Source organism: Streptomyces sp. NPDC007983 (assembly GCF_042958345.1).
Taxonomy (GTDB): domain Bacteria; phylum Actinomycetota; class Actinomycetes; order Streptomycetales; family Streptomycetaceae; genus Streptomyces.
The window spans coordinates 16263-38062 of sequence record NZ_JBIBJI010000031.1 but is presented as its reverse complement, the minus strand read 5'-3'; the positions used below and the strand labels follow the sequence as shown (position 1 = coordinate 38062).

The window sequence follows — 21800 nt, the reverse complement described above, 5'->3', positions numbered from 1 at the left end:
GGAAGAGGACGCCGATGTCCGCCCCGAACACCTCCTCCACCCCGCCCCGGCCGCCGCGGGACCTGGGATTCGATCCGGAGGCCTTGCGCGCCCGCTACCGCGCCGAACGCGAGCGCCGGATCCGCCCCGACGGCAGTGCCCAATACCGGGGCGTCGGCGGCGAGTTCGGCTACTACGCCGAGGACCCGTACGCCGACCCCGAGTTCACGCGAGAGCCGTTGCACGACCGGGTGGAGGTGGCGATCGTCGGCGGCGGGTTCGGCGGTCTGCTCGCCGCCGCCCGGCTGCGGCAGGCGGGCGTGGAGTCGATCCGGGTGATCGACAAGGGCGGGGACTTCGGCGGCACCTGGTACTGGAACCGCTACCCGGGCATCCACTGCGACATCGAGTCGTACATCTACATGCCCCTGCTGGAGGAGGTCGGCTACGTCCCGAAGTGGCGCTACGCGCCGGGGGAGGAGATCCGGCGGCACGCGCAGGCCATCGCGCGCCACTTCGGCCTCTACGAGGACGCCTGCTTCCAGACCCAGGTGACCGAACTCCGCTGGGACGACGACCGGTTGGAGTGGACCGTCGCCACCGACCGCGGCGACCGCATACGGGCCCGGTACGTCATCACCTCCACCGGCACCCTCAGCCAGGCCAAACTGCCCGGCATCCCCGGCATCGAGACCTACCGGGGCCACACCTTCCACACCAGCCGCTGGGACTACGACTACACCGGCGGCGACGCGGACGGCGGACTGCACAAGCTGGCCGACAAGCGCGTCGCCCTCATCGGCACCGGCGCCACCGCCATCCAGGTCGTGCCCCACCTCGGCGATGACGCCCGGCACCTCTACGTGTTCCAGCGCACGCCCTCCTCCGTCGACGTACGGGACAACCGCCCCACCGACCCGGACTGGGCCGAGGCGCTCAAGCCGGGCTGGCAGCGGCACCGGATGGAGAACTTCCTCAAGGTCGTCACGGGCGTCCGGGCGGATGAGGACCTGGTGAACGACTCCTGGACCAGCAGCGCCCGGCTCCAGGAGAAGCTCATCCCGACCAACGCCTACGGCGACGTCCCGGCCGAGGACCGGGAACGGCTGTACGAGATCGCCGACTTCCAGAAGATGAACGAGATCCGGGCCCGCGTCGAAGCGGTGGTCGAGGACCCCGCGACGGCCGAGAAGCTCAAGCCCTGGTACCGCTACATGTGCAAGCGGCCCACGTTCAGCGACCACTACCTCCAGACTTTCAACCGGCCCAACGTCACCCTCGTCGACACCGCCGACACCCACGGCGTGGAGCGGATGACGGAGACCGCCGTCGTGGTCGGCGGCACCGAGTACGAGGTCGACTGCGTCATCTTCGCGACCGGCTTCGAGGTGGGCGTCTCCGGGATCCTCTCCGGACGGCTGCCGGTGTACGGCAGGGGCGGCGTCCCGCTCTCCGAGGCCTGGGCGGACGGCCCCAAGACGCTCCACGGCTTCTGCACCCACGGCTTCCCCAACCTCTTCCAGCTGGGCCCGCTGCAGAACGCGTCCTCCGTGAATTACGTCCACATCCTCGACGAACAGGCCCACCACGTCGCCGAGATGGTCACCGCGGCCCGCAAGCGCCGGGCCCGGTACGTCGAACCCACCTCCGCGGCACAGGACGCGTGGCTGGCCGTCCTCCGGGAGAACGCCCCCGACCTGCACGCGTTCCAGGCGGAGTGCACCCCGGGCTACTACAACAACGAGGGCATGCCCCAGAAGCGCAACGCGTACGCCGACGGGCCGGTCGCCTTCCACGACCTGCTCCGGCACTGGCGCGCCAGTGGTGGCATGGACGACGTCCTGGCCGGGGCGGAGGAAGCGTGAGCGCGCGGGGCCACAACCGCTTCGGAGGCACCGGCGACGACACGGCCGTCCCCGGCTCGCGCCCGCGCGCCCGGCGGCTCAACCACCCGAGCCCGCTGTGGGGTTCGAACGGTGTCGCCTTCGGCCCGGACGGGCGGCTGTACGTCGCCCAGTACCTCGCCGGGCAGATCAGCGCCGTCGACCCGGCCACCGGGGACGTCGAGGTGGTTGTCCCGATGGACGGCCCGGTGCAGTCCCCGGACGACCTCGCCTTCGGCGCGGACGGGTCGATGTACATCGCCGACCTGATCCCCGGCCGCGTGTGGCGGCGCAGCCCGGAGGGCGCGTACACCGTGGTCTCGGACGAGGTGAAGGTGGTCAACGGCATCACCTGCGTCGGGGACCGGCTCTTCGTCAACGAGATGCGGCCCGGCGGCCGGCTGCTGGAGCTGTTCCCGGACGGCGGCGAGGCCGTGGTGCTCACCGAAGGGCTCGCCCTCGGCAACGCCATGCAGCTCGGCCCGGACGGCCTGCTGTACTACCCGCACATGATGACGAACCAGGTCTGGCGGATCCCGCCGGACGGCGGTGTGCCCGAGGTGGTCGCCGAGGATGTGCACCAGCCGGTCGCGGTCCGCTTCGACCAGGGCGGGGTGCTGCACGTCCTGTCGCGCGGGGTGGAGGGCATCGTCACCCGGATCGACCTGTACGGCAGCGGCTCCCGCACGCTCGTCACCAGCGGCCTGGTGGGTCTGGACAACGCGGCGTTCGACGCGGAGAACCGCATGTTCGTCTCCAGCTACGCCAGCGGCGGCATCACCGAACTGCACCCCGACGGCCGCACCCGGGAGATCGTCCCGCGCGGACTCGACGGCCCGTACGGTGTGACGGTCGACCTCGGCGGCACGGTGTACGTGGCCGACCACTACCGGCTGGCCGGCCCGGCGCCGGTCGACGAGGGCGAGCCGGTCACCGCCGACGCGGCGGGCGAGGAGGGCGGCGTCACCTCGCTCACCCTGATGCCCTTCGTCCACGGCGTGACCAACGCGGGCGGGCTCGTCCACTCCACGTCCCAGTACGGCGACGTCCACACCTACGACCCCGGGCAGCGGACCACGCGGCAGCGGGTGACGGGCCTGAACGAGCCGGTCGGCATCGCCGTGGGACCGGACGGCTCACTCGTCGTCGCGGAGGCGGGCGCCGGGCGGGTCGTGTCCATCGACGACGGCGACACCGTCACCGTCCTCGCCGAAGGGCTCGGCCACCCGGTGGACGTGGACTTCGACGCCCGGGGACGGTGCCATGTGAGCGACGACCGGCTCGGGGCCGTCCTGCGGATCGACGAGGACGGGACGACGGCAGTCGTCGCGGACGGGCTCGGCGCGCCCCAGGGGCTGGCGGTCCTCGGCGACACGCTGTTCACCGTGGAGACCGGGCCGCGCAGGCTCACCGCGATCTCGCTGAGCACGGGGGAGTGCCGGACCGAGGCCGAGGACCTGCCCGTCGGACAGCCCCCGGGCACCGCTCCGCGCACCGCGCCCGCGCTCTTCGCGCACGGCATGGTCGGCGCTCCCCGCCCGTTCGCCGGACTCGCCACCGGCCCGGACGGCTCCCTCCTGCTCTCGGCCAACGGGGAGGGGACGGTATGGCAGCTGAAGCCTTGACACAGGGAGAAGGTGGGGGTCACATGACCAGTACTACGGGTCTTGAAGGGCGCGGTGTCGTCGTCACCGGCGCCGCGTCCGGAATCGGCAGGGCCACGGCCCTGCAGTTCGCGCAAGGCGGTGCGAAGGTGCTGGTCGCGGATGTCGACCGGGCGGGCGCCGAGGGGGTCGTGGGGGAGATCGAGGCCGCCGGGGGAACCGCCCTCGCGGTCGTCGGCGATCTGAGCGATCAGCGGGTGGTGGACGGCGTGGCCGAGCGGGCCGTCGAGGCCTTCGGCGGCGTGGACGTGCTGGTGAACAACGCCGGGATCATGGACCGCATGTCCGCGCTCGGCGAGACCGACGACGCCGAGTGGGAGCGGGTCATACGGATCAACCTGACGGCGCCGTTCCTGCTGACCCGCGCGGTTCTGCCGCACATGCTGGCCGCCGGACGCGGGTCGATCGTCTTCACCGCTTCGGAGGCGAGTCTGCGCGGCAGTACGGCGGGCGCCGCGTACACCGCTTCCAAGCACGGCATCGTCGGCCTGGTCAAAAGCCTGGCCGTCATGTACCGGGGGCAGGGCATCCGTGCCAACGCCATCGCTCCCGGGCCCACCGCGACCGCCATCCGGGTGGATGCCGCTGAGGAAGCCCACGGGCCCGCCGTGGTGGGGCAGTTGATCGGCGCCACCATGGGCCGGTTCGGGTCGGCGGAGGAGCAGGCCGCCGCCATCGTCTTCCTGGCCTCCGACGCCGCCTCGTTCGTCAACGGCGCCGTGCTCCCGGTCGACGACGCCTGGGCGGCCGTCTGACGGCAGGGGGCGCGGGCGGCGCCTCGCCCGGGTCGGCGGTGTGATCGCGTACTGATTGCGTACGCTTTCCTCGTTCGACCTCGCCGACCCGGTCGAGGATCCGCGGTGGCCTGGGGGACGGGCCTTCCGCGGACCGGTGTGATGTCCCGAAGTGGTGGTGGCGATGGCCGGCAGGGTGCGGCGGGACGAGCAGGTCAGCGCGACACGGGAAGCGCTCCTGGACGCGGCGGAGCGGCTGTTCGCCGAACACGGGGTGCACGCGGTCGCCAACCGCCAGATCAGCACGGCCGCCGGGCAGGGCAACAACGCCGCGGTCAGCTATCACTTCGGCACCAAGACCGACCTGGTGCGCGCCCTTGCCCGCAGGCACGCAGAGAAGATGGAGGCGGGGCGGCTGCGCATGATGGCCGAGATCGGCGACTCCACCGATCTGCGGGACTGGGTGGCCTGCGCGGTCCGCCCGGTCACCGGGCATCTGGAGGCCCTGGGCACCCCCAGCTGGTACGCCCGGTTCATCGCCCAGGTCACGGCCGACCCGGCCCTGCGGGCGGTCACCGTCGAGGAGTTCGCGGCCGGATCGCCGTCGATGCGCACGTTGCAGGAGGGCCTGGAACGCTGTCTGCCCGACCTTCCGGCCGAGGTGCACGCCGAGCGCGCCGCCATGACACGCCACTTGATCACGCAGATGTCCGCGGAACGGGAGCGCGCGCTCGCGGACAACGCGCCGACGTCCAGGGCCAGTTGGCGGGAGACGGCGAACGGTCTCATCGATGTCATCGTCGCCCTCTGGCAGGCGCCGGTCACCAGCGATTCCGGGGTGGCTTGATCAAGAGGGTCGCCCAAGATCGTTTAAACCGTCCGCTTGACTGGATTAAGTCGTCGGGTTTACCTGTGCGGGTCAACGAACCGACGAAGGGGCATCCGCGATGAAGGTCACGGTGGACGACGAGAAGTGCTGCGCCGCGGGCAGCTGCGTGATGATCGCGCCGGAGGTGTTCGACCAGCGCGAGGAGGACGGCATCGTGATCCTGCTCGACGCGGCCCCCTCCGAGGACCAGCACGACGCGGTGCGTGAATGCGTACAGGTGTGCCCCGCGGGCGCGATCCAGGTCAGCGAGGACGCGTGACCAGCCCCCGGTACGCCGCAAGCGACGAGGGCGCCGAGCTCCCGGAATTCCCCATGCCCAGGGCGCGCGGATGCCCCTTCGACCCGCCCCCGGCGTTCCGCGCGCTGCGGGAGAAAGGCCCGCTCACCCGGGTCCGGCTGCGGGACGGCAGCACCCCGTGGGTGGTGACCCGGTACGCCGAGCAGCGGACACTGCTGTCGGACCCCAGACTCAGCGTCGTCCCCGCCCTGCCCGGCTTCCCGCGCCCGGAGCGGCCGTACGCCGATGACCAGGAGGCGCCCGCCGACGGCCACGGCCTCAGCTTCATCAACATGGACGACCCCGAGCACGCGCGGCTGCGCCGGATGGTCACCGGGGCGTTCGCCATCAAGCGGATGGAGGCCATGCGCCCGGCCGTCCAGAAGATCGTCGACGACCGGATCGACGACCTGCTGTCCGGGCCGAACCCGACGGACCTGGTCGAGGCCTTCGCCCTGCCGGTGCCGTCCCTGGTCATCTGCGAACTGCTCGGCGTGCCCTACGACGACCACGCGTTCTTCCAGGCCAACAGCAAGGCCATCATCACCCGCTCCTCGACGCCCGGGCAGCGCGCCGAAGCCAACGGCCGGCTGAGCGCCTACCTCGGCGGACTGCTGGACACCAAGCTCGACACCCCCGGCGAGGACGTGCTGTCCGACCTGGCCGCGAAGGTCGAGGACGGCGCGCTGACCCACCGGGAAGCGACCTCGATGGCCGTGCTCCTGCTGTTCGCCGGGCACGAGACCACCGCCAACATGATCGCCCTGGGCACCCTGGCCCTGCTGGAGAACCCCGGCCAGCTGGCCCGCCTCCGGGACGGCGACGACCCGAAGCTCGTCGCGGGCGCGGTCGAGGAACTGCTGCGCTACCTGCACATCCCGCACCTCGGGATGCGCCGGGTCGCCCTGGAGGACATCGAGGTCGCCGGTCACACCATCCGCGCCGGCGAAGGGCTGCTGCTGCTCAACGAGATGGGCAACCGCGACCCCGACATCTTCCCCGACGCCGACCGGCTCGACCTCGACCGCGACGCCCGCCGTCACATCACCTTCAGCTTCGGCGTGCACCAGTGCCTGGGCCAGCCGCTGGCCCGCATGGAACTCCAGGTCGTCTACAGCACGCTCTACCGGCGCGTCCCCACCCTCCGCCTGGCCACCGGCCTGGACCGGATCCCCTTCAAACACGACTCCTTCGTCTACGGGGTCCACGAACTGCCCGTGGCCTGGTGACGCCGTAGGGAGAAGTAGTGGCGGGCGGTCCCGCCGGACACCGTCCACAGGGCCGCCACGTCGATGCCCGCGACCACGAACACCGCGAGGTTGGGCGCCCCGGCGGCCAGCGAGCCGAGGAAACCGGCGCCCGTCGACAGCGCCACGAAGCCCAGGCACACGATGAGCACCACACGGACCCAGGCGCGGCGCTGACGAGCCAGTACGACGCAGACGACCTGAAGCGCCGCCAGCCCCCAGCAGAACAGCGCCACGAACCAGGCCATCCCCATCGGCAAGAGCAGATCCTGCCCGTGCTCCTGCTTGCTCTCGTTCTCCTCGAGGATGGCCCAGCCGCCGAAGACCGTGCCCAGCGCGTGCGCGGCGACGACCACGAGAACGAAGATCAGGGCCCCGGGCATGCGCGCCGTCATGGGTGTGGCGGACGGGGAGGGAGTGGTCTGCATCGCGGATCACCTCACGCTTTCGGTTTCGTGTCGCTGTCGTTGTCGAGCTCCGGCAGGTCGTGGACAGGGGGCCGGTCCGAACCCTCCCCTCGCGGGGTTCGGACGCACTCTGGCCCGTCCTGGCCACGTCCTCCGGGTATTCGACCGCCGTACGGGGTTGTTCAGCAGGCCCCGGCCCCGCACCGAACAACCCCGAGACACGAACCGCACGAACGGTCCGGGAAGAAGAGAGAAGAAGAGTGAAGATCGGGTGAACGCCCCTTGCCCCGCCCGCCGGTACACCGGTAGTTCGATTGCGGCCGCCCCTGCGACTACCTACCGTGGGCGCCCGGACGGCCACGCCGGGTGATGCCCCGGCGGCGGCACGGTGAACGAGGGGAGGGCGGGCGCATGGCGGGACGGCCGGGGCCCGGGCGCACCGAGGGGGAGCTGGATCCGGAGGCCGGGACGGTGCCGCGGTTCGCCGCCGGGCTGCGTGCGCTGCGCGAGTCCGCGGGCAGGCCCACGTACCGGGCGATGGCCGAGCGGACGCGGTACGGGGTGACCACGCTGTCGCAGGCGGCGGCCGGGAAGCAGCTGCCCAGCCGCGCGGTGACGCTCGCCTATGTGAAGGCGTGCGGCGGCGATGTGAACGAGTGGGAGCGGCGCTGGGGCGAGGCGTCGGCCGAGCTCGCCGCCGAGGCCGCCGCGGACGACACCTCCCGGCCGCCGTACCGGGGCCTGACCCGGTTCGAACCGGCCGACGCCGAACTGTTCTTCGGCCGCGACCGGCTTGTGGAGCGGCTGACCGAGCTGAACCGCAAGCACCGCTTCACCGCCGTCTTCGGCCCCTCCGGCAGTGGCAAGTCCTCGCTGCTGCGCGCCGGGCTGATCCCCTGGCTGCGGGCCCCGCGGGAGTGCCCCGACGGCGACGGTCCTCCCGCGGCCGTACGGATCCTCGCGCCCGGTGCGGATCCGCTGCGCACCCACGCCGACCGGCTCCTGCCCGTAGCCGGCACCGACGCCGACACCTGGCTGATCGTCGACCAGTTCGAGGAGCTGTACACCCTCGGCGCCGACCCGGCCGACCGGGACACCTTCATCGACCGCCTCGTCGCCGCCACCGCCCCCGACAGCCGTTTGCGCGTCGTCATCGCGGTGCGGGCCGATTTCCTCGGCCGCTGCGCCGAACACCCCGGCCTCACCGCCGCGCTCCAGGACGCCACGCTGCTCGCCGGGCCGATGAGCCGCGCCGAGCTGCGGGAGGCCATCGTCCGCCCGGCCGCCGCGGACGGCCTGATCGTGGAACGCTCCCTGACCGAACGCCTGCTGGACGAGGTCGAGGGCGCCCCGGGCGGACTCCCGATGATGTCGCACGCCCTGCTGGAGACCTGGCGTCACCGCAGCGGCCGGGCCCTGACCGAGAGCGCGTACGAGGCGGCGGGCGGGCTGCGCGGCGCCGTCGTCCGTACGGCCGAGCAGGTGTACGGCGAACTCACGGATCCCCAGGCCGAGCTGGCCCGCCGTATCCTGCTCAGGCTCGTCGCGCCCGGAGACAGCACCCCGGACACGCGTCGCCCCACCGAGCACGCGGAACTCGACTTCGGCAGCCCCGCCGACACCCGAGTGGTGCTGGAACGCCTGGTCCGGGCCCGTCTCATCACCTTCGACGACGGCACGGTCGACCTCGCCCACGAAGCCCTCATCACCGCATGGCCCCGGCTGTGCGCGTGGATCGACGACGAACGCGACCGGCTGCGCGTCCACCGCTCGCTCTCCGAGGCGGCCCGCACGTGGCAGGTGCTCGGCCGGGAGAACGCCGCGCTCTACGCGGGCTCCCGCCTGACGGCGGCCCGCGACGCCTTCCCGCGCGACACCGGGCCGGAGGATCGTCGCGGCGATGAACTCACCCCGCTGGAGCGGCAGTTCCTCACCGCCTCGCTCCGGCGGCGGCACCGCGCCGTGCGGCTGCGCCGTTCAGTCGTGGCCGTACTCACCGCGCTCGTGCTGCTCGCCACCGGTACCGCTGTCGTCGCGCTCCAGGCGCGCGTCACCGCGCAGAACGAGCGGGACGACGCCGTGTTCGGCCGCCTCACCGCCGAGGCCGACAGCGTCCGCGAGACCGACGCGGGCCTGGCCGCCCGCCTCGACGTCGCCGCGTACCGCATGCGCACCACCCCGGACCTGAGGACCCGGCTGGCCTCGGACGCGGGCCGGGTGCTGGCCACCCGGCTGCCCGGCCACCGCGGTCTCGGCAGCTCCGTGGCGTACGCGCCCGATGGCCGCACCCTCGCCAGCGGCGGCCACGACGGCACGGTCCGGCTGTGGGACACGGACCGGGAAAGGCCGCTGGGTGAGCCGCTGCGGTTGCGTACGGGACGGGTCGGCGCGGTGGCCTTTTCCCCGCCGGACGGCGACCTGCTGGTGGCCACCGGGGAGGGCGGGGGCATCCAGCTGTGGGACCTACGGGACCGGTCGCGGCCCCGCCCTCTCGGCCGACCGCTGGTCAGCCACGGCAAGGAGGACGTCGTGTCCGTCGCGGTCGCCCCCGACGGCCGGCGGCTTGCCACCGCGGGCGACGACGGGACCGTACGGCTGTGGGACCTGAGCGACCCGGCCCGCCCCACGCCACTGGGCAAGCCCGCCGAGGCCGACGGCTCCGAGACACGCAGCGCCCGGGCCGTCGCGTTCGCCCCGGACGGGAAAACCCTGGCCACGGGCGGCTACGACGGGACCGTACGGATGTGGCGGGTCGGTGAGGACGCCGGGCTCACGCCGCTCGGCAAGCCGCTGCGCGAACACACCTCCTCCGTCTGGTCCCTGGCCTTCTCCCCGGACGGCCGGACCCTGGCCACGGCCGGTTTCGACGAGACCGTACGGCTGTGGGACGCCTCCGCCCCGGGCCGCGTCCAGCCGCTGGGTGAACCGCTCACCGCGCACACCGCGCCCGTCATGTCGGTGGCCTTCAGCCCCGACGGCGAGACCCTGGCGACCGCGGGGGAGGACGACTCGCCCATCCTGTGGAACGTGGCCAATCCCGCTTATCCGCAGCAGCTCGGGGAGCCGCTGACCGGCCACACGGAGGCCGTATGGGAGGTGGCCTTCAGCCCCGACGGCCGTACCCTCGCCAGCACCGGTGGCGACGGCAGTGTCCGCCTCTGGCACCGGCCGCCGACCGTCCTCACCGACTTCACCAACCCGCTGACCGCCGTCGCCTACAGCCCCGACGGCCGCCTGCTCGCCGCCGCCAGCACCGACGACGGACTGATCCGCCTGTGGGACGTACGTCGTCCGGACCGCCCGCGCCGCCTCCCACGGACGCTCGGCCACGAGGACGCGGTGCTGGCCGTGGCGTTCTCCCCGGACGGCGGCACGGTGGCCAGCGGCTCGAAGGACGGCACCGTACGGCTGTGGGACGTGTCCGCACCCGAGCGTCCCGCCCCGCTCGGCGACCCCCTGCACGCGCACGACGGCGGCGTCCCCGCCGTGGCGTTCGCCCCGGACGGCCGCACGCTGGCGACCGGCGGAGACGACGGCACGGCTCGGCTGTGGGACGTACGGCGGCGGGACCGCGTACGTCCGCTCGGCGCACCGCTGCGCGGCCACACGGACGCCCTCACCTCGGTGGCCTTCGCACGGGACGGCCGGACCCTGGCCACCGGCAGCGAGGACAGCACGGTGCGGCTGTGGCACGTGGGCGACGGGGCGCGCGCACGGCCTGCGGGGGCCGCCCTCACCGGGCACGGTGAGCAGATCAACGCGGTGGCCTTCGCCCCGGACGGCAAGACCCTGGCGACGGGCGGCGACGACCGCACCGTGCGGCTGTGGGACGTGGCACGGGCGGACCACGCACGCCAGGCGGGGAAGGAGCTGACCGGGCACCGCGGGCCGGTCAGGTCGGTGGCCTTCGCCCCGGACGGCAGGACGCTGGCCTCCGGCGGCGGCGACCACACGGTCCGGCTGTGGGACGTGGCCGACCCGGCCCGCGCCGAGATGGCCGGTCAGGAACTCACCGGCCATCTCGACACCGTTACCTCCGTCGCGTTCAGCCCCAAGGGCGACGCCCTCGCCTCCGTCGGCTACGACCTGACGGCCCGGATCTGGCCCCTGGACGCCGACCGCGCGGCGGCCTCCGTCTGCGGCCGAACCGGAGGCGTCCTCACTCGCGCCACATGGCAGGAACATCTCCCACGACTCGGCTACCGGGAGGTGTGCGACACCCCCTAGGGGGTGCTGAACTTCAGCACGGCGCCGTCCTCGTTCTGCGCGACGACGGTCGCCTTCAGGGTGTCTCCGAACGTGGCCACACCGCCCTGACCGCCAAGGTTCATGACGGTGCCCGAGGTCTGGAAGGTGACGGAGCTGTCCCCGACGGTGACATGCACGCTCAGTCCGTTCGCCGTGATGTCCGCGGCGGAGGTGATCAGCACCTCGCACTCGCCGTCCGAACAGGCGGCCGTGTTCTTGCCGTCCGCCGCCTTGGGCAGCGGGCCGGTGGGGTCGGGCGTGGGCGAGGCCGTCTCCTCGGTCGGCTTCCAGCCGGGGGCGCACTGCTCGGCGCGCTGATGCGCGGCCGCGAGCCGCGGGTACTTCTTCGTCAGCGCCGGCAGATCCGGTTCGGGCGGGGTGAGGGACCGGATGAGCTTGTCGGCCTCCGCGACACTGCCCTCGGCGTCGTTGAAGGCCGTAGCCGGGGACATCGCGTCGAGCTGGGGCACGACGCGCTTCAGCTTCTTCTGCCAGGCGTCGAGCAGCCGGTCGGCCGCGGGAACACCGGACGGCCCGAGGTCGTTCAGGTCACGGTCCACGTCGTCCACCGCCGACGGTGTCCCGGCGAGGTAGCCGACCGCTCGGGACCGGGCGGTCAGATCGGCCTCGTCCATGCCCCGGATCTCCTTCAGATCCGCCGCGCTTTTCGTCCGCAGGTTCTTGAGCGTGCGCGTCGACTCGCACAGGCCGCCGATCCACTTCACCAGTTCCCTGGACGGCGGCCGGGCCGGCGCCGGCTCGGCCGACCTCCTGTCCGGCGCGCCGGCCTTCTCGTCCGTCCCGCCTCCACAGCCGCCGAGGGCCAGTACCAGCCCGGCCGTCATCACCGCGACGCTCCCCCTTGTGAACATGCGACGACCTCTCTTTCGTGGTTTCGCGGGCCGACACCGGCACCGCGGGCCCAGTTCAACGCGGCACGGATTGTTCGGTCACCCGGTCCGCAACCGTGAACAACGCCCGCTTCCCGGTAGGCGGGACGCGGCCGTCGATAGTGGTGACCGGGGCGTCTAGCCTCGGGGCAGGCGGCCGCACGGGAGGCCGTACACCGAGGAGAAAAGAGGCCACTGGTGGACTTTGAGCAGCTTGTCGCGTTGCGCCGGGAACTGCACCGGAATCCGGAGCCCGCGTTCGTGGAGATCGGCACGGCGGCCCGGATCGAACAAGCCCTCGAGGGCCTGCCGATACGTGTCCTCACGGGGAAGGCCGCCCAGGACCTCTCCGCCGTCGTCAACTTCCCGGCCCCGGAAACCCTGGACACCTGGGCGGCCCGAGCGGCCGATTCGGGTGTTCCGGAGGACCGGGTCCGGTACTTCCGGGAGAACGGCACCGCGCTGGTCGTGGACCTGGTGGGCACCCGCCCCGGGCCGCGCTGGGGGCTTCGCGTCGACATCGACGCGCTGCCGATGCGCGAATCGTCCGATGCCGCCCACTTCCCGGTGGCCAACGGGTTCGCCGCCACGAACGGCGCCATGCACGCATGCGGCCACGACGCCCACGCCACCATCGGCGTCGGCCTGCTGCACCGGCTGGCGGACCGCGACTTCGCGGGTTCGCTGCGGGTTCTGTTCCAGCCCGCCGAAGAGGGGGTCCGGGGAGCGCAGACGATGATCGACGCCGGGGTGGCCGACGAGATCGACCACATGCTCGCCGTGCACATGGCCGGGGACACGGCCGTCGGCGGGGTGGTCGGAAGCTTCACCGGCGGCCTGGCCACCCGCAAGCTGAAGGTCGACTTCGAGGGCAAGGCGTCCCACGCGGCCGGGGCGCCGGAAGCCGGACGCAACGCGCTGCTCGCCGCGGCCACGGCCGCGCTGGGCATCATGGGAATCCCGCGCTTCAACTCCGCGGACACCCGGCTCAATGTCGGCACGCTCGTCGCCGGTGACGGAGTGAACATCGTGCCCTCCTCCGCGGTGATGACCTGCGAGGCCCGGGCGACCGATGACGACATCGTCGACGAACTGGTCGACCGGGTCCGCGCGATCGCGGAGGGCGCGGGCCTGGCGCAAGGGGTGCGCACGAGCGTCGTGGTGATGGGCCAGTCCGCGACCGTCACACCGGACGACCGGATGATCGACCGCATCGTGGAGGTCGCCACCGCCCATGACGATGTCACCGAGGTCGTCCGGACCCGGGCGTTCTCGGGCAGCGACGACGCCAACCTCCTCATCAGGCACGTCCAGCAGCGCGGGGGCATGGGCGCGTATCTGCTGGTCGGAGCGGGCAGCCCGGGCCCGCACCACAGCGAGACCTTCGACGTCGCGGAGGAGGCGATCCCGACCGCGATCGACATCCTCGCCTCGCTGATTCGTACTTGAGCTCAGATGCGTACCTGAGCTCAGATGCGTACCTGAGCACAGGGCAAGCGGCGGTCAGGGCCGGGAGGCGGCGGCGAACACCGGTGGGCGACGCGACGCCCAGGGGCGTTCCGCCTCCAGCTGCGCCGCCACCCCGACCAGCAGGTCCTCCCGTCCGTAGGCCGCGGCCAGCTGGACGCCGAGGGGGGTGCCGGACTCGGTCAGGGCCGCCGGTACCGCGATCGCGGGCTGACCGGTGGTGTTGAAGGGCGCGGTGAAGGTGAGCACGTCCACCGACTTCTGGAGGCCGTCCGGTTCCCGCCACGGCCACCCCACCGGCTTCGGCGGGGTGGCGAACACCGGGCTCAGCAGCAGGTCGAACTCCTGCCACCAGCGGGCCATACCGGCCCGGAACCCGTCCTGCCAGGCCAGGGCGTCGGCGAGTTCCAGCCCTGTGATCTCCTGTCCGCGCCGCACCCAGAACCGGGTGACGGGGTCGAGGTCGCCGGGCCCCGGCCGCTCGCCGAACTCCCTGGTCAGCGCCTCGACGCTCTGCGCGGCTGTGACGCTCAGCGCGTCGAAGAACGCGGTGAGGCACCGGGGATCCAGCATGGGGGCGGGGTGCGCCTCCTCGACCGCGTGCCCGAGCCGTTCGAGGATCCGGGCCGTGTCGAGTACGGCGTCCCGCACCGCGTCCACGACCTGGGGCGCGTGGTCGGGCGCGTGGGCGAGGACACCGACCCTGAGCCGTCCCGGTTCACGGCCGACCATCGCGGCCAGGCCGCCCGGCGGAAGGGGCGCCGGTCCGCCCCGGTCTCCCGGGGCGCCACCGCTCACCGCGTCGAGCACCGCCGCCGTGTCGCGCACGGTCCGGGTGACGACGGCCGGGACGCTGTGCCCCCATCGGCCGGACCTCCCCGGACCCGCGCTGACGCGCCCCAGGCTGGGCTTCAACCCGACCAGATGGCAGAACGCGGCGGGCATCCGGATCGAGCCGCCGCCGTCCCCGCCCTGCGCCACGGGCACCATGCCCGCGGCCACCGAGGCCGACGCGCCGCCCGACGAGCCACCCGGCGTCACATCGGTGCGCCACGGGTTGCGCGTCACACCGTGGAGCCGGCTCTCGCTGACCGAGAGCAGCCCGAACTCCGGAGCCGAGGTCTGGCCGAGGACGAGGAAGCCCGCCTCCTTCAGGCGCCGGTTGACCACGGAGTCCTCCCGGGCGACCCGGCCGCGCCGGGCCACCGACGCGCACCCGAACGTGGCCGGGTCGCCTTCGCTGTCGCTGAGGGACTTCGTCAGCGTGGGCACCCCCGCGAACGGGGCGTCCCGGCGCACCCGTTCCGCCTCCGCGAGCGCCCGCTCGTACCGCCGGTGTGTGATCGCGTTGATCCGGGGATCGGTCGCCTCGATGCGCTCGATGGCGGCCTCGACCAGTTCGCGCGGGGAGGCCTCGCCCCGCCGGACCAGGTCCGCCTGGTCCAGCGCGTCCATCGTGGCCGGCGTGGTCATGCGGTTCTCTCCTCATCTGCGGGGACGGCGGAAGGCCGGTCAAGCGGACCGGTTCACTGAGCGGAACGGATGCGTGGCAGCCGTTGCCGGACGGGCTTAGCTTCCCCGCACGACCGACGACGGAGGCGCCATGTTGCACACCCAGAGGGTGCCGTCGGCCGGTCGTGCCGCGGGGTCACTTCAGGCCGATGTGCGCACCGGGCCCGAGTGGCAGCCCGAACCCGTAGAACACCCCCAGGATCGCCGGCCACACCACCAGGAACGGCACGGCGAAGACCGCGAGCCGGGCGATGAGGGTGCCGAGCCGGGCCTCGGGCTCGTACTGGCGGAGCATGGCGAGGATGACGAACAGGTACGGGTTCATCGGCGTGAGGATGCCGGTGGCGGAGTCGCCGATACGGAACGCCGCCTGGCTGAGCGCGGGGCTCATCCCGAGCAGCATGAACGCCGGGACGAAGATGGGCCCGGCCAGGGACCACAGGGCGGACCCGGAGACGATGAAGAGGTTGAGACAGGCGGTCAGCGCGACGAACGCCACGATGACCCAGAAGCCCGTGAGGTTGATGGCGTTGAGGAACGCGGCGGACTTCACGGCGAGCAGGATGCCGACGTTGGACCAGTTGAAGAGCGCGATGACCTGGGCCGCCACGAACATCATGACGAGGTAGCCGACATGGTCCTGAGCGAGTCGGCGACGGACGTGATCAGCTCGTCGGCACCGGTGACGGTCCTGGCCGTCCCGGGCATAGGTGATGCCGGCCAGGAGGAAGCCGCCGAACACGATCGGGACCATTCCGGTGAGCACCGGGGAGGGCAGCAACGCTCCGCCCTCGCCGCGCAGCGGAGCCCCGGCGGGCAGCCACAGGGCGAGGATCGCCGCCAGGTACACGGCGACGACGAGCCCGGTGTACCGCAGGCCCCGGCGCTGGGCGGGGGTGAGGGCCAGGTCCTCCGGCTCGGGCTCGCCCTCGGCCGTCCGGTAGGGCCCGAGGCGCGGTTCGATCACGCGGCTGATGAGGAAACCGCCGAGCAGGCCGAGCACGATGCTGCTGGACGCGGTGAAGAAGTAGTTGATGAGCAGGTGGATGTGGAGCCCGTCGCCGGCGGGAAGCGTCGAGGCCGCCTGCTGGGTGATGCCGACGTAGTTGGCGTCGAGCGAGCCGACGGTGAACCCGGCGGCGTACCCCGCGCTGACGCAGGCGAAGGCGCCGATGAGACCCGCCACGGGGTGGCGGCCCGCGCTCTTGAAGGCCATGGCCGCCAGTGGCGGGAAGACGAGCGCGGCCACGTCGTCATCACGTGTGCCTGACACGCGACGATCGCCACCGCGTACGGCAGGACGGCCTTGGGGGCGCGGGCCAGCGTGGCCCGCATGACGGTGTCCAGCAGGCCGGCCTTCTCCGCCAGCCCGACGACCATGAACAGGGTCAGCACCGTGCCGATGGGCGGGAACGTGGCGAAGTTGAGGACCAGGTTATCCAGCAGCCAGCGCAGCCCCTCGCCGGTGAGCAGACCGGTGATGTGCTTGGACTGATCGGTGCCGGGCACGGCGGCGGAGACCCCGGCGAGGTCGAGCGCGGTGGAGACGACGGCCAGCAGCGCGAAGAGCACGGCGAACAGGATGACGGGGTTGGGCAGGGCGTTGCCCGCCCGCTCGATCAGGGAGAGCAGCCGGTCGAGTCCGCCGGATCCGCGGCCGGCCGGAGGCTTGCCGCCGTCGGGCTTCACAACGGACGTGGGGAGGCCGGGCGATGAGGTCATTGCGGCTGCCTTACGGACGTGGCGGTGGGGAGCGGCAGCTCCTTGCGGATCACGCCGTCCTGGACGACGCAGACGACGTTGGCGGAGTCGCCGAGGAGGCCGATGTCCGTGAGCGGGTCACCGTCACAGATGATCAGGTCGGCGGTGCGGCCCGCGGTCAGGGTGCCGAGCCGGTCGGCCAGGCCGAGGAGTTCGGCGGAGGTGCGGGTGCCCGCGACGATGGCCGCCATCGGGTCCATGCCCAACTCCACCAGGTGGGCCGGCTCCTTGAGGTTCACGCCGTGCGGGGCGATGGCCGCGTCGGTGCCGAGCGTGACGCGGGCACCCCGCTCGATGGCCCGGGAGATGTTCTCCTTGGTGATGCCGGACCAGCGGGTCTTCTTCTGGTACTGGTAGTCCGGCATCGTGGCCTTGTCGATGCGCGCGAAGGCGGCGGACAGCGTCGGTACGACGAAGACCCCGCGTTCACCCGCCAGGTCCAGCGCCCGGTCGTCCAGCCCGTAGCCGTGCTCGATGCTGGTGACGCCGCCGCGGATGGCGTTGAGGATGCCCGCGGTGCCCTGGGCGTGGGCGGCGACCGGTTTGCCGCCGTGCCGCCGCGCCTCGTCCACAACGGCGCGTATCTCCTCCTCCATCAGCCCCTCGTCCTCGGGCTGGTCGTACGGGCTGGCCATGCCGCCGGTGGCGCAGATCTTGATCACGTCGGCGCCCGCGCGCAGCACCTTGCGGACGGCGAGCCGGGATTCGTCGACGGTGTCGGCGAGATGGGCCATCTCGCCGCCGGTGAGGTCGGTGCCGTCGGGCAGCCGGAAGTCGGAGTGGCCGCCGGTGTGGCCGATGATCGCCACGGCCGTGTGCAACCGCGGGCCCACGATCCGTCCGGTCTCCACCGCGGTACGGAAGCCCGCCGACAGCCCGCCCAGGTCGCGGGCGGTGGTGATGCCCGCGTCGAGGGTCTGCCGCAGCCGGGTGGCCGTGTCGAGGGTGACGAGTACCGGATCGAGTTCGCCACGGCGGCCGGGGTGGGCCCGGTGTGCGTACGCGAGGTGGACGTGGCAGTCGAAGAAGCCGGGCAGCACGGTGCGGCCGCCCGCGTCGACCTCCCGGACCGGGGAGGCCGGGCTCACCGGGGGCGCGGTCGTGGCGGGTCCGGCGTACGTGATCGTCCCTTCGGCGTCGGCGGTGACGACCGCGTCGTCCACGGGAGACGCCCCCGTGCCGTCGATGAGCCGGGCGTGGGGTGAACGCGCAGTGCGGTCCTGGCGGTCTCGTGCGTCATGGCATCTGTCATGGCATCCGTCGTGGCATCCGTCATGGCGGGCGGGATCACTCCTCCGGTTACAGGAACAAGTAAAGGCAGTGTGCGAATGCAGAAGAAGAGCCGGCGTGACGATGCAGCTTTGAGCCGCGATTCCGGGGAAACCCGCAGGAACGCGCATCCTCCGGCGGTGCGGGATCGCGCCGCGCCGGAGCTGGACGAGCTCGACCGCGGCATCGTGCACGCCCTGCAGATCCACCCCCGAGCCCCCTGGACGCTCGTCGGTGATGTGCTGGGAGTCGACCCGGTGACGGCCGCGCGGCGCTGGCAGCGCCTGGCGGACGCCGGACTCGCCTGGGTGACCGCGCATCCCCGGCTGGCCAATTCCCGGGTCGTGGCGACCGGCGTCATCGAGGTCGATACGGAGCCCGGCGCCGCGCCGAACGTCGCCCACGCCCTGGCGGCGGACCACGCGATGGTCAACGTCAAACTCACCTCGGGCGGCCGCGATCTGATCGCCGAGGTGCAGGTCCCGGACCTCGACGGACTGCTCGGCCTCACCACCCGGCTGTTCCAGGGGACGCCCGGGGTGCGGGCGACGCGCGCACATCTCCACCGGCATGCCGACGGAGGGCAGCCGCTGGCGGCTGCGCGACCTGGACGGCGACCAGTGCGCGCGGATGGACGCGGCCCTGCCCCCGCCGTCCCGGCCGGGGACCGATGCCGGCGCCGGCTGGGACGCTCTGGACGCGCGCCTCCTCGAACTGCTCGGCGCCGACGGCCGCATGTCGATGCGCAGGCTGTCGGCGGCGACCGATGTGGGCCTCACCACCGTGCGCCGCCGACTGCAGTCGCTGTTCCCGTCGCGGGTGAGCCTGCGCTGCGACCTCGCCCGCTCGCCCTTCGGATGGCCGCTGTCCGCGGTCTACTTCGCGTCCGTTCCGGCCCAGCACCTGGAGGAGACGAGCCGTGTGCTGTCCGGTTTCCGCGAGGTCCGCGCGTGCGCGATCATGGCGGGCCCGCACAATCTGGTGATCGACGTCTGGCTGCGCGCCCTGGGCGACGTCCACGCCTTCGAGGCGCATCTGGCCCGGCGGCTGCCCCGCCTGACCATCGACGACCGTTCGCTGGTCCTGCGCACGGTCAAACACATGGGTCGGCTGCTCGACGAGGAGGGACGCTCCGTGGGGATCGTCCCGCTGTCCTGTGGGGTGCCACCGGCCGTGGGAGCGCTTCCATGACGGTCGTGTTCATGCCACGATGCTGCGCGGGCAGGCCGCGCACGGGGGCGTTCCGCGGCGGCGTGTCCTGATCACGATCGATCCGTCACCGCGATCAGGAAGGGATGAGGACGTGTCCCCATCGACCCGCACCACCCCGCGAGGACCACGGCGTTCGGTGCCCGTCACCCTCGCCGGAGCGCTGATCTCGTTACTCGCGGTCCTGCTGCTGGGCGCGCCCACGGCCTCGGCCCGTACGGCCGCCACCGAGACCCCCGCCGGGACCAAGGCCCCCACCGCGGCGCTGACCGAGATCAAGAACTTCGGCACCAACCCCAGCAATCTCCAGATGTACCTGTACGTCCCGGACAAGGTGGCCCCCAACCCGGCCGTCGTGGTGGTCGTGCACTACTGCACGGGATCCGGGCCCGCGATGTACTCCGGCACCGAGTTCGCCTCCCTGGCCGACCGGTACGGCTTCATCGCCGTGTACCCGTCCGTCACCCGCGCCAGCAAGTGCTTCGACGTCTCCTCACCGCAGGCGCTGCGCCGTGACGGCGGGAGCGATCCGGTGGGCATCAAGTCCATGGTCGACTGGACGGTCCGTACGTATCACGCCGACACCGGCAGGATCTTCGCCACCGGTACCTCCTCCGGCGCGATGATGACCAACGTCCTGCTGGGGGACTACCCCGATGTGTTCGCGGCGGGCTCCGCGTTCGCGGGTGTGCCGTTCGCCTGCTTCGCCACCACCAACGGGTCGGAGTGGAACAGCGACTGCGCGAACGGCGCCATCACCCGCACCCCGCAGCAGTGGGGCGATCTGGTCCGCGGCGCCTCCCCCGGTTACAGCGGGCCCCGGCCACGTATGCAGCTGTGGCACGGAACGGAGGACGCCACCCTGCGCTACCCCAACTTCGGGGAGGAGATCAAGCAGTGGACGAACGTGAAGGGGGTGAGCCAGACACCGGCCCGTACGGACTCTCCCCAGTCCGGCTGGACCCGCACCCGGTACGGCTCCACCGGTGACCAGGCCCCCGTCGAGGCCATCAGCCTCCAGGGCGTCGGCCACAACCTGGTCACCAGCGGTATGGCGGCCCGCGCGATCACCTTCTTCGGCCTGGACACAGGCGGCCCCGGGCCCCAGCCCCAGCCGGGCGCCTGCCAGGTGTCGGCCACCACCAGCGCCTGGAGCACCGGCCTGACCGCCTCCGTGACCGTCACCAACACGGGCACGAGCACGCTGAACGGCTGGCAGCTGGGCTTCACCCTGCCCTCCGGCCAGACCATCACCGGCGGCTGGGGCGCCACGTACAGCCCCGCGAGCGGAGCCGTGACCGCCACCAACGCCGCCTACAACGGCACCCTCGCCCCGGGCGCGAGCGTCACCATCGGCTACCAGGCCAACCACACGGGCACCACGAGCGCTCCCGGCGCCTTCACGCTCAACGGCCAGGCCTGCACGGCCACCTGATGGCGGTCCGTGACGCCCATGGGCCTGTAGCCGCTCCTTGCCACGTCGCGGGCCGCTCGGTGTAGAACGGGGTGGAGCCGTGTCAGGCACCCTCGACGCGGCGAGCGGCATGGCAACGAGGAGCACGGGATGACCCTGACCGGCGCACAGCGCGAGGAAGCCGCCCGGCTGCTGCGGGAGGCCGAGCGGCGCGTGACGCCGATCGGCCCGCTGTCGGAGCTGATGCCCGGCCTGACAGTGGCCGACGCCTACGCCGTCCAGCGCGACAACATCACCCGGCGCCTGACCGCGGGCGCCACGGTCGTCGGCCACAAGGTCGGGCTCACCGCGGCCGCGATGCAGCAGCTCCTCGGCGTGGACGAGCCGGACTTCGGCCATCTGCTGGACGACATGGTCCACCCCGACGGCGGCGCCGTACCCGCTGCGCGCTACTGCGCCCCGCGCATCGAACCGGAGATCTGCTTCCGGCTCGCCGAGCCGCTGCGTGGGCCGGGCGTCACCGTGGAGGACGTCCTCGCCGCCACCGAGGCGGTCGCTCCGGCCCTGGAGATCGTCGACAGCCGGATCCGCGACTGGAAGATCACCCTGGCCGACACGGTGGCGGACAACGCCAGCTCCGCCGGTCTGGTCCACGGTGCCTGGACACCCCTGGCCGAGGCGTCCGACCTCGCCGCCGTCCTGGTCGACCTGGTGGTCGACGGCGAGCGGGTCGCCTCGGGCAGCGGCGGCGAGGTGCTGGGCCACCCCGCCGCCGCGGTCGCCTGGCTGGCCAACACCCTCGCCGACTTCGGCACCGCGCCGGAGCCCGGCCACCTGGTGCTGCCCGGCACCATGACCGGCGCCCCGTTCGTGAGCGCGGGCCAGCGGATCGAGGCACGTTTCAGTGGCCTCGGGCCGGTCTCGGTAACCTTCACCTGAGGCGCCCCCGC

15 protein-coding genes and 2 pseudogenes are annotated in these 21800 nt (G+C 72.6%); 11 read left to right on the top strand and 6 right to left on the bottom strand.

The window, feature by feature from the left end; all coding sequences use genetic code 11:
• Positions 1 to 14 precede the first annotated feature (14 nt).
• From ACFZCY_RS42400 to ACFZCY_RS42375, 6 genes are all read left to right on the top strand, one after another.
• Positions 15 to 1844 carry an NAD(P)-binding domain-containing protein gene (locus ACFZCY_RS42400; protein ID WP_391186459.1) on the top strand — a complete coding sequence of 610 codons (1830 nt, stop codon included), beginning with the start codon at positions 15 to 17 and terminating at the stop codon, positions 1842 to 1844.
• Positions 1841 to 3487: a hypothetical protein gene (locus ACFZCY_RS42395; protein WP_391186457.1), complete on the top strand. Its 1647-nt coding sequence runs from the start codon at positions 1841 to 1843 to the stop codon at positions 3485 to 3487. Before ACFZCY_RS42400 ends, ACFZCY_RS42395 begins: the two co-directional genes overlap by 4 nt.
• Before the next feature lie 23 nt (positions 3488 to 3510).
• Complete coding sequence (locus ACFZCY_RS42390) at positions 3511 to 4281, top strand: SDR family oxidoreductase (RefSeq protein ID WP_391186454.1); 771 nt, start codon at positions 3511 to 3513, stop codon at positions 4279 to 4281.
• Between the two features lie 163 nt (positions 4282 to 4444).
• Positions 4445 to 5107: a TetR family transcriptional regulator gene (locus tag ACFZCY_RS42385; protein WP_391186451.1), complete on the top strand. Its 663-nt coding sequence runs from the start codon at positions 4445 to 4447 to the stop codon at positions 5105 to 5107.
• Between the two features lie 100 nt (positions 5108 to 5207).
• Positions 5208 to 5408, top strand: a complete 201-nt coding sequence (locus ACFZCY_RS42380; RefSeq protein WP_391186448.1) for a 4Fe-4S domain-containing protein — start codon at positions 5208 to 5210, stop codon at positions 5406 to 5408.
• The gene (locus ACFZCY_RS42375; RefSeq protein WP_391186445.1) at positions 5405 to 6655 is read left to right on the top strand and encodes a cytochrome P450; all 1251 of its coding nucleotides are present in this window, start codon (positions 5405 to 5407) and stop codon (positions 6653 to 6655) included. The genes ACFZCY_RS42380 and ACFZCY_RS42375 overlap by 4 nt, the downstream gene beginning before the upstream one ends.
• On the opposite strand, the gene ACFZCY_RS42370 is transcribed toward ACFZCY_RS42375, so the two are convergent.
• Positions 6622 to 7101, bottom strand: a complete 480-nt coding sequence (locus ACFZCY_RS42370; RefSeq protein WP_391186441.1) for a hypothetical protein — start codon at positions 7099 to 7101, stop codon at positions 6622 to 6624. The genes ACFZCY_RS42375 and ACFZCY_RS42370 overlap by 34 nt on opposite strands.
• A 390-nt stretch (positions 7102 to 7491) precedes the next feature.
• On the opposite strand from ACFZCY_RS42370, the gene ACFZCY_RS42365 reads away from it, so the two are divergent.
• Positions 7492 to 11307, top strand: a complete 3816-nt coding sequence (locus ACFZCY_RS42365; RefSeq protein ID WP_391186438.1) for a WD40 repeat domain-containing protein — start codon at positions 7492 to 7494, stop codon at positions 11305 to 11307.
• Here the strand turns inward: ACFZCY_RS42365 and ACFZCY_RS42360 are convergent.
• Positions 11304 to 12200, bottom strand: a complete 897-nt coding sequence (locus ACFZCY_RS42360) for a hypothetical protein (protein WP_391186434.1) — start codon at positions 12198 to 12200, stop codon at positions 11304 to 11306. The genes ACFZCY_RS42365 and ACFZCY_RS42360 overlap by 4 nt on opposite strands.
• Positions 12201 to 12416: 216 nt before the next feature.
• Here ACFZCY_RS42360 and ACFZCY_RS42355 point away from each other — a divergent pair, with 216 nt between their 5' ends.
• On the top strand, positions 12417 to 13667 hold the full coding sequence (locus tag ACFZCY_RS42355; protein WP_391186431.1) for an amidohydrolase: 1251 nt from the start codon (positions 12417 to 12419) through the stop codon (positions 13665 to 13667).
• A gap of 54 nt (positions 13668 to 13721) precedes the next feature.
• Here the strand turns inward: ACFZCY_RS42355 and ACFZCY_RS42350 are convergent, their stop codons facing one another.
• The 4 genes and pseudogenes from ACFZCY_RS42350 to ACFZCY_RS42335 all read right to left on the bottom strand — a co-directional run bounded on the left by ACFZCY_RS42350 (position 13722) and on the right by ACFZCY_RS42335 (position 18121).
• The gene (locus ACFZCY_RS42350) at positions 13722 to 15158 is read right to left on the bottom strand and encodes an amidase family protein (protein WP_391186428.1); all 1437 of its coding nucleotides are present in this window, start codon (positions 15156 to 15158) and stop codon (positions 13722 to 13724) included.
• 175 nt (positions 15159 to 15333) lie between these two features.
• On the bottom strand, positions 15334 to 16470 hold the full coding sequence (locus tag ACFZCY_RS42345; RefSeq protein WP_391186426.1) for an AbgT family transporter: 1137 nt from the start codon (positions 16468 to 16470) through the stop codon (positions 15334 to 15336).
• 44 nt (positions 16471 to 16514) lie between these two features.
• Positions 16515 to 16919, bottom strand: a pseudogene (locus tag ACFZCY_RS42340) (AbgT family transporter); the annotation flags it as partial.
• Complete coding sequence (locus tag ACFZCY_RS42335) at positions 16916 to 18121, bottom strand: amidohydrolase family protein (RefSeq protein ID WP_391186423.1); 1206 nt, start codon at positions 18119 to 18121, stop codon at positions 16916 to 16918. The pseudogene ACFZCY_RS42340 and the gene ACFZCY_RS42335, both read right to left, overlap by 4 nt.
• A 246-nt stretch (positions 18122 to 18367) precedes the next feature.
• On the opposite strand from ACFZCY_RS42335, the pseudogene ACFZCY_RS42330 reads away from it, so the two are divergent.
• The 3 genes and pseudogenes from ACFZCY_RS42330 to ACFZCY_RS42320 all read left to right on the top strand — a co-directional run bounded on the left by ACFZCY_RS42330 (position 18368) and on the right by ACFZCY_RS42320 (position 21789).
• A pseudogene (locus ACFZCY_RS42330) lies at positions 18368 to 19418 on the top strand (Lrp/AsnC family transcriptional regulator).
• A 19-nt stretch (positions 19419 to 19437) separates the two neighbouring features.
• Positions 19438 to 20871 (top strand): PHB depolymerase family esterase, encoded by a 1434-nt coding sequence (locus ACFZCY_RS42325; RefSeq protein ID WP_391186420.1) that lies wholly within the window; start codon positions 19438 to 19440, stop codon positions 20869 to 20871.
• Between the two features lie 129 nt (positions 20872 to 21000).
• Positions 21001 to 21789, top strand: coding sequence for a fumarylacetoacetate hydrolase family protein (locus tag ACFZCY_RS42320; RefSeq protein ID WP_391186417.1), 789 nt, complete (start codon positions 21001 to 21003; stop codon positions 21787 to 21789).
• Positions 21790 to 21800 lie beyond the last annotated feature (11 nt).

Excerpts from the sequence above, each read along its gene's own strand:
- ACFZCY_RS42325 (WP_391186420.1), top strand. The coding sequence starts at position 19,438 with ATGCTGCGCGGGCAGGCCGCGCACGGGGGCGTTCCGCGGCGGCGTGTC.
- ACFZCY_RS42380 (WP_391186448.1), top strand. The coding sequence starts at position 5,208 with ATGAAGGTCACGGTGGACGACGAGAAGTGCTGCGCCGCGGGCAGCTGC.
- ACFZCY_RS42365 (WP_391186438.1), top strand. The coding sequence starts at position 7,492 with ATGGCGGGACGGCCGGGGCCCGGGCGCACCGAGGGGGAGCTGGATCCG.
- ACFZCY_RS42360 (WP_391186434.1), bottom strand. The coding sequence starts at position 12,200 with ATGTTCACAAGGGGGAGCGTCGCGGTGATGACGGCCGGGCTGGTACTG.
- ACFZCY_RS42370 (WP_391186441.1), bottom strand. The coding sequence starts at position 7,101 with ATGCAGACCACTCCCTCCCCGTCCGCCACACCCATGACGGCGCGCATG.
- ACFZCY_RS42385 (WP_391186451.1), top strand. The coding sequence starts at position 4,445 with ATGGCCGGCAGGGTGCGGCGGGACGAGCAGGTCAGCGCGACACGGGAA.
- ACFZCY_RS42350 (WP_391186428.1), bottom strand. The coding sequence starts at position 15,158 with ATGACCACGCCGGCCACGATGGACGCGCTGGACCAGGCGGACCTGGTC.
- ACFZCY_RS42390 (WP_391186454.1), top strand. The coding sequence starts at position 3,511 with ATGACCAGTACTACGGGTCTTGAAGGGCGCGGTGTCGTCGTCACCGGC.
- ACFZCY_RS42400 (WP_391186459.1), top strand. The coding sequence starts at position 15 with ATGTCCGCCCCGAACACCTCCTCCACCCCGCCCCGGCCGCCGCGGGAC.
- ACFZCY_RS42320 (WP_391186417.1), top strand. The coding sequence starts at position 21,001 with ATGACCCTGACCGGCGCACAGCGCGAGGAAGCCGCCCGGCTGCTGCGG.